The organism is Trichlorobacter sp. (assembly GCF_030247655.1).
In the GTDB taxonomy this organism is placed as follows: Bacteria; Desulfobacterota; Desulfuromonadia; order Geobacterales; family Pseudopelobacteraceae; genus Trichlorobacter.
The window spans coordinates 1-5,504 of record NZ_JAOTRZ010000199.1 but is presented as its reverse complement, the minus strand read 5'-3'; the positions used below and the strand labels follow the sequence as shown (position 1 = coordinate 5,504).

At 50.1% G+C, this 5,504-nt stretch carries 5 protein-coding genes and 1 pseudogene; 5 read left to right on the top strand and 1 reads right to left on the bottom strand.

All coding sequences use genetic code 11. The annotated features are described in order from the left end of the window. The 3 genes and pseudogenes from OEL57_RS13640 to OEL57_RS13630 form a co-directional block, all read left to right on the top strand. Window positions 1-251: pseudogene (locus OEL57_RS13640) on the top strand (YdcF family protein); the annotation flags it as partial. A gap of 60 nt (window positions 252-311) precedes the next feature. Further along, the gene (gene thrC / locus OEL57_RS13635; RefSeq protein ID WP_300741161.1) at window positions 312-1,694 is read left to right on the top strand and encodes a threonine synthase; all 1,383 of its coding nucleotides are present in this window, start codon (window positions 312-314) and stop codon (window positions 1,692-1,694) included. Then, window positions 1,694-2,590, top strand: a complete 897-nt coding sequence (locus OEL57_RS13630) for a zinc-ribbon domain-containing protein (RefSeq protein ID WP_300741159.1) — start codon at window positions 1,694-1,696, stop codon at window positions 2,588-2,590. Before thrC ends, OEL57_RS13630 begins: the two co-directional genes overlap by 1 nt. Here OEL57_RS13630 and OEL57_RS13625 read toward each other — a convergent pair. Next, window positions 2,587-3,939, bottom strand: a complete 1,353-nt coding sequence (locus OEL57_RS13625; protein WP_300741157.1) for a DEAD/DEAH box helicase — start codon at window positions 3,937-3,939, stop codon at window positions 2,587-2,589. The two genes, OEL57_RS13630 and OEL57_RS13625, sit on opposite strands and share 4 nt — an antisense overlap. 174 nt (window positions 3,940-4,113) lie before the next feature. Here OEL57_RS13625 and OEL57_RS13620 point away from each other — a divergent pair, with 174 nt between their 5' ends. Together OEL57_RS13620 and OEL57_RS13615 are read left to right on the top strand one after the other, a co-directional pair. Then, on the top strand, window positions 4,114-5,082 hold the full coding sequence (locus tag OEL57_RS13620) for a polyprenyl synthetase family protein (protein ID WP_300741155.1): 969 nt from the start codon (window positions 4,114-4,116) through the stop codon (window positions 5,080-5,082). A gap of 62 nt (window positions 5,083-5,144) precedes the next feature. Next, window positions 5,145-5,504 (top strand): TlpA disulfide reductase family protein (locus OEL57_RS13615; RefSeq protein ID WP_300741154.1); only part of this gene is annotated, 360 nt, incomplete at its 3' end.

Below are 5,504 nucleotides of genomic sequence, written 5' to 3'. Positions count from 1 at the left end.
AACACAAGGTCCGCTCGGTATTGTTGATCACCTCCCGCTATCACTTGAAACGCTCAGCCATACTCTTTCGCAATGCACTTCCACCTGAAGTCGCTTTGTATCCCTATCCGGTTGACAGCAGTAATGTCAAAGAGGCGTGGTGGAATCATCTTGGAAGCTTCCGGTTGTTGTTTTCTGAGTTCTATAAATATTGTATTTTTCGTGTCTTTTTTCTGTTTTCACCAGGAGAGTTACGTCCGGTCAGCCTCTAGCTTTTTTTATCCAAACCTGCTACATAAAAGCGTTGCCCTCTATATCTGAAAGGAATTCCCATGCGTTATATAAGTACTCGTGGCGGCATTGCGCCGGTACGTTTTAAAGATGCCGTTATGATGGGTCTGGCTAATGATGGCGGCCTTCTGTTGCCTGAGTCAATTCCTGCCTTTTCAGCTGAAGAACTGGAATCATGGCGTTCTCTTTCCTATCCGCAACTTGCCTTTAACGTTATTTCACGTTTTGTTGATGATATTCCGTCAGCAGACCTTCAGGCCCTGATTGAACGTTCCTATGCCACCTTCAGTCATCCAGAGGTAACTCCGGTTGTCAAGAAGGACGGCGTTTATATTCTGGAGCTGTTCCATGGCGTAACTCTGGCTTTTAAGGATGTGGCACTACAGTTTCTGGGCAATCTTTTTGAGTATATCCTACATGAGCGCAATGAGCGGTTGACCATTGTGGGAGCTACCTCCGGAGATACCGGTAGTGCCGCGATCCATGGTGTACGGGGCAAGGCTGGCATCAGCATCTTCATTCTACATCCCCATGGCAAGACGTCACCGGTGCAGGCGCTGCAGATGACCTCGGTGCTGGATGAAAATGTGCATAATATTGCTGCAGATGGCACCTTTGATGACTGTCAGGATATTGTGAAGGCACTGATGGGAGATCTTGCCTTTAAGCAGAAATACTCCCTTGGGGCCGTTAACTCCATCAACTGGGCCCGGGTACTGGCTCAGGTGGTCTACTATATCTATGCCTGGCTGCGGGTGGCTGAAAAGGGGCAGAAGGTGGTCTTCTCGGTACCCACCGGTAATTTCGGTGATATCTTTGCCGGTTACATGGCGCAGCAGATGGGGCTGCCAATTGAAAAACTGCTGCTGGCAACCAATGAGAACAATATTCTGACCCGATTTATCAATCAGGGAGATTACTCGGTTGGCAGCGTGGTACAAACCCTGTCGCCATCCATGGATATTCAGGTGGCTTCCAATTTTGAGCGTTACCTCTACTATCTCTTCAACCAAGATGCAGCCCGTGTTTCTGCTGCTTTTTCCCAGCTCAAGGCTGAGGGGAAAATCAGCTTTAGTGACGCAGAGCTGCAGCAGGTTCGTCAGGATTTTAGTTCTGCATCAGTAGGACGCGAACAGACTCTGGAGACCATCGGACGCTTTAAACAGGAGACCGGCTATCTGTTGGATCCCCACACTGCGGTTGGGGTCCGGGCAGCTCAGGAGTTGATAGTTGATGGCACACCGGTGGTCTGCCTGGCCACGGCTCACCCGGCAAAGTTTGGAGATGCTGTGGTGGAAGCAACCGGCGAACCGGTGCCGGTACCACCGGCCATTGCGCAACTGGAAGGATTGCCCACCCGTTGTGTGCGGATGTCGGCTGATAGTGAGCAGATTCGTAATTTCATCATAGCAACAGCGGGGTAATGAGTGTGCGAATTGAATGTCCTTCATGCAAAGCAAGCGGAAATGTCAATGACCTGGAGATTCCTGATGACGGTATGATGCTTGCCTGCCCACGCTGTAAAGAAAGTTTTCGTATTGTTAAGCCACGTAAAAAAGCTACCTCTGCCTTTGCAAGCAACACCTGTCCAACCTGTGGGTATAGTACCTTCTGTGAAGAGGTTTTTGACGAATGTCCTCACTGCGGAGCGGATGTTAAAACGGCAGCAGAGCGCAAACGTGAGGAAGATGCCAGAAAACGGGAACGTGAGGTTCTGAACCGGAACTATCGGGCAGAGGCGGCAGCAGCTCAACCGTTACCGACAGGCTCGAAATATCCAGCCTCAGCACCAGCACCTGAACCTGAAAAAATAAAGATTAACCTAGCGTCTTTTGCAGATGGCTTTGATCCCGTGGCTGCTATAGGTTGGGGAGCTGCTGCGTGTGCAGTATTATTGGTTGCGGTCGGTGGGTGGGGGGTGTTGGTATACCAGGGAACAGACATTCAGACTCAGTTGTCGGCTCAATCCGTTGAACCGGTTTCTGCCTGGCAGGTTTTTTGGGGATACGGGTTTTTGCCCTGGGTTGAGCTTCTTTTTGGTGTGGCTGTTCTGTGTGCTGCATTTGGATTTCTGCAGCGCGCTGAGTGGGGAATGCCGAGACTGCAACAGGTTGTCACAGCCTCTCTGGTGTTGGTGCCGGTTTACGAGCTGGGACAGTACGGCGTCTGGATCGTAAAATCGATCTCTCCACCCTGGTGGGCCTATCTTGTTGAACTGTTAAGTGCTCTACTGGTATCAGCCCTTTTGGTGGTGCCGTTGTATTTTTTGCTGCAATACCTGAAAGGAAACAATATTAAAAGGGCTTACCAGAAAACTTAGTCTACTTTAGGTGTGCTGGCTGTTTTTGAGGCGCTGTCCGGCTTTTTACGCCGTGGACGGCGCTTCTTTTTTTCCGGGTCTGAAACAGTCGGCTGTTGCGCTACGTTTTTTTGATCCTTTGGTTTGTGGCGCTGCCCGTGGGGCTGCCTGATCGCGGCAGGCGGAGTGGGGGGGCGGTGCTTTGGCCGTTTGTAATCATGTATGAAAAGGTCGTCTTCAGCCCACTCAACAGGAACCTTATGCTTGATATACTCTTCGATCGCCTCAAGGTAAAAGGCTCCATCCTCATCAGCCAGGGAGATCGCCTTGCCTTCAGCACCAGCCCGGGCGGTCCGACCGATACGGTGAACATAGTCTTCAGCATCCTGGGGCAGGTCGTAATTGATGACGTGGGAGACACCGTCAATATGCAGGCCCCGTGAGGCAACATCCGTAGCAATCAGAATTGCCAGCTCTCCCCGTTTAAACTGTTCCAGGATATTCATCCGCTTGCGTTGATCAACATCTCCTGAAATCACTCGGCAGGGGAACTCGTTCGCATTTAAACGATCTTGCAACCGTTCTGCTTCCCGTTTGGTATTGACAAAGAGCATGGTACGGGCCATTCCTTCGCGTCGTAAAAGGCCCAGCAGTAATGGGAATTTTTCTTTGTTGGACACATGGTAGAGTCGCTGCTCAACCCGCTCAGCAGTCATCTTTTCAGGCGTCACCGAGACCTTCTGAGGCACGTTCATGAACTCATAGGACAGTTCCATTACCCGTTGATTCAGGGTTGCTGAAAACATCAGGTTCTGACGCTTATCAAAGGGGGGAAGACGACGCAGGATGTAGCGCAAATCAGGGATAAAGCCCATGTCAAACATCCGGTCAGCCTCGTCAATCACCAACATCTCAATATGTTTCAGGGAGTAAACCTTCTGCTTCAGATAGTCGATCAAACGGCCCGGCGTACCGATAACGACGTCAGCCCCGTCTTTCAGGGCATTTTTCTGTTTCATATAATCAACGCCACCGTAAATGGCCTGAATGTTGAAACCGCAGTGGCTGCCAAGCAGTTGGGCATCTTTTTCAATCTGCACCACCAGCTCTCGGGTAGGCGCCAGGATCAGTGCGCGTGGGCGAGGCAGGGTGTTGTTAGCTGCTTCTTCCTGTGTGGCGAGCAACTTGGTAAAGAGTGTAATCAGGAAGGCTGCAGTCTTGCCGGTGCCGGTCTGCGCCTGGCCAGCAACATCTTTGCCGCCTAAGGAGATAGGCAGGGTTTGAGCCTGAATAGGGGTGCACTCACTGAAACCTGCCTGGTTGATTCCCTGCAATACTTGATTGGGGAGCGAAAGTTCGCTGAATTTCATCGATTTGTTTCCATCTTGAAGCGTAAGGTATACGACTTTTAATGCTATACACCGGATTGTGCATACAGGCAACTTTATACGCGTTTAGGCCTGAAGATGCGGCCAGAAATGCTTTGACAAAATAAGCCGCGCTTCAGTAGTATGTGAAAACTTTACGTAACGGATTGGACTGGAATGCAGGCTGCATTAGAACTGATAGGTGATGATCTTAAGCAGGTAGAGGAACAGTTCAGAAAAGATCTTGAATCTGATGTTCCGCTTATCCGTAAGGTGGGTGAGTACGTGCTTGCCAGCGGGGGCAAACGTATCCGCCCTGCCATGCTGCTTTTGGCTGCCCGTTTGTGTGAGTATCAAGGTAATCAGGCCATTCCTTTGGCAAGTGTGGTTGAGTTTATCCATACTGCCACCCTGCTGCATGATGATGTGGTTGATAGTGCCACCCTGCGTCGTGGGCTTGCCTCTGCCAATACCCTTTGGGGTAATGAGGCCTCTGTTCTGATCGGCGACTTTCTTTTCTCAAAATCATTTTCCCTGATGGTTAATGCCGGCAGCCTTGATGTGTTACGGGTTATGTCCCGTGCCACTACGGTAATTGCCGAAGGTGAAGTGTTACAACTGCTGTATACCGGTGAGGTTGATCTTACCGAAGAACAGTATATTGAGGTAGTGCGCGCCAAGACAGCCGTGCTACTGTCTGCTGCCTGTCAGTGTGGTGCCATTCTTGGTGGTGTTTCAGCGGAGCAGGAACAGGCTCTGGCCGATTTTGGTATGGAGCTGGGGATCGCCTTCCAGCTGATGGATGACATTCTCGACTATACTGCCTCTGAAGAAGAGTTTGGTAAAAGCATCGGCCATGATCTTGAAGAAGGCAAACTGACGCTGCCGCTGATTCATACGCTGCGTGGATGTAATGATGAAGAGCATGAAGCGGTAACGGCGATTATTGAAAAGGATGTACTGACTCCTGAAGATTTTCGTCTGGTTTCCGGCCTGGTTCAGACCTATGGTGGTATTGAGTATACGGTTGAAAAAGCCTGTGGCTGCGTTGCAAACTGTGCCCGTCATCTCTCCTGCTTTTCTGATACTACCTGCAAAAAAGCTCTACTGGATCTGGCAAAATATGTAGTGACTCGAAACCGTTAAGTCACACCAGCCGGTTCCTGGTTCCGCTTTATATTCCGTTTTTGATTTTGGAGGCTACAGAGATGAAAAAGATACTGGTACTGCTGTGTTGTGCTGTCGCGCTTGCCGCTGGTTGCAGTAAAGAAAAATCTGACATGCCGGGCAAAGCTCCAGCAAAAAAGAGTCAGGCCCCGGAGATCAGTGTGGTTTCACTGGATAATCAGCAACTGACACTGGCATCCTTGAAGGGGAAGGTGGTATTGCTTAACTTCTGGGCCACCTGGTGTCCTCCCTGCCGTGAAGAGATCCCTTCCATGATGAAGTTGAACACGTTTATGGCAGGCAAGCCGTTTCAAATGGTCTGTGTTTCGGTTGATGAAGGTGGTAAAAAGGCGGTGGAGGAGTTTTTTAAAAATTCCGGTTTTTCATTGCCTGCTTACACT

Bases quoted from the DNA above. Each gene is read 5' to 3' on its own strand.
- OEL57_RS13630 (WP_300741159.1), top strand. From the start codon at position 1,694: ATGAGTGTGCGAATTGAATGTCCTTCATGCAAAGCAAGCGGAAATGTC.
- OEL57_RS13620 (WP_300741155.1), top strand. From the start codon at position 4,114: ATGCAGGCTGCATTAGAACTGATAGGTGATGATCTTAAGCAGGTAGAG.
- thrC (WP_300741161.1), top strand. From the start codon at position 312: ATGCGTTATATAAGTACTCGTGGCGGCATTGCGCCGGTACGTTTTAAA.
- OEL57_RS13625 (WP_300741157.1), bottom strand. From the start codon at position 3,939: ATGAAATTCAGCGAACTTTCGCTCCCCAATCAAGTATTGCAGGGAATC.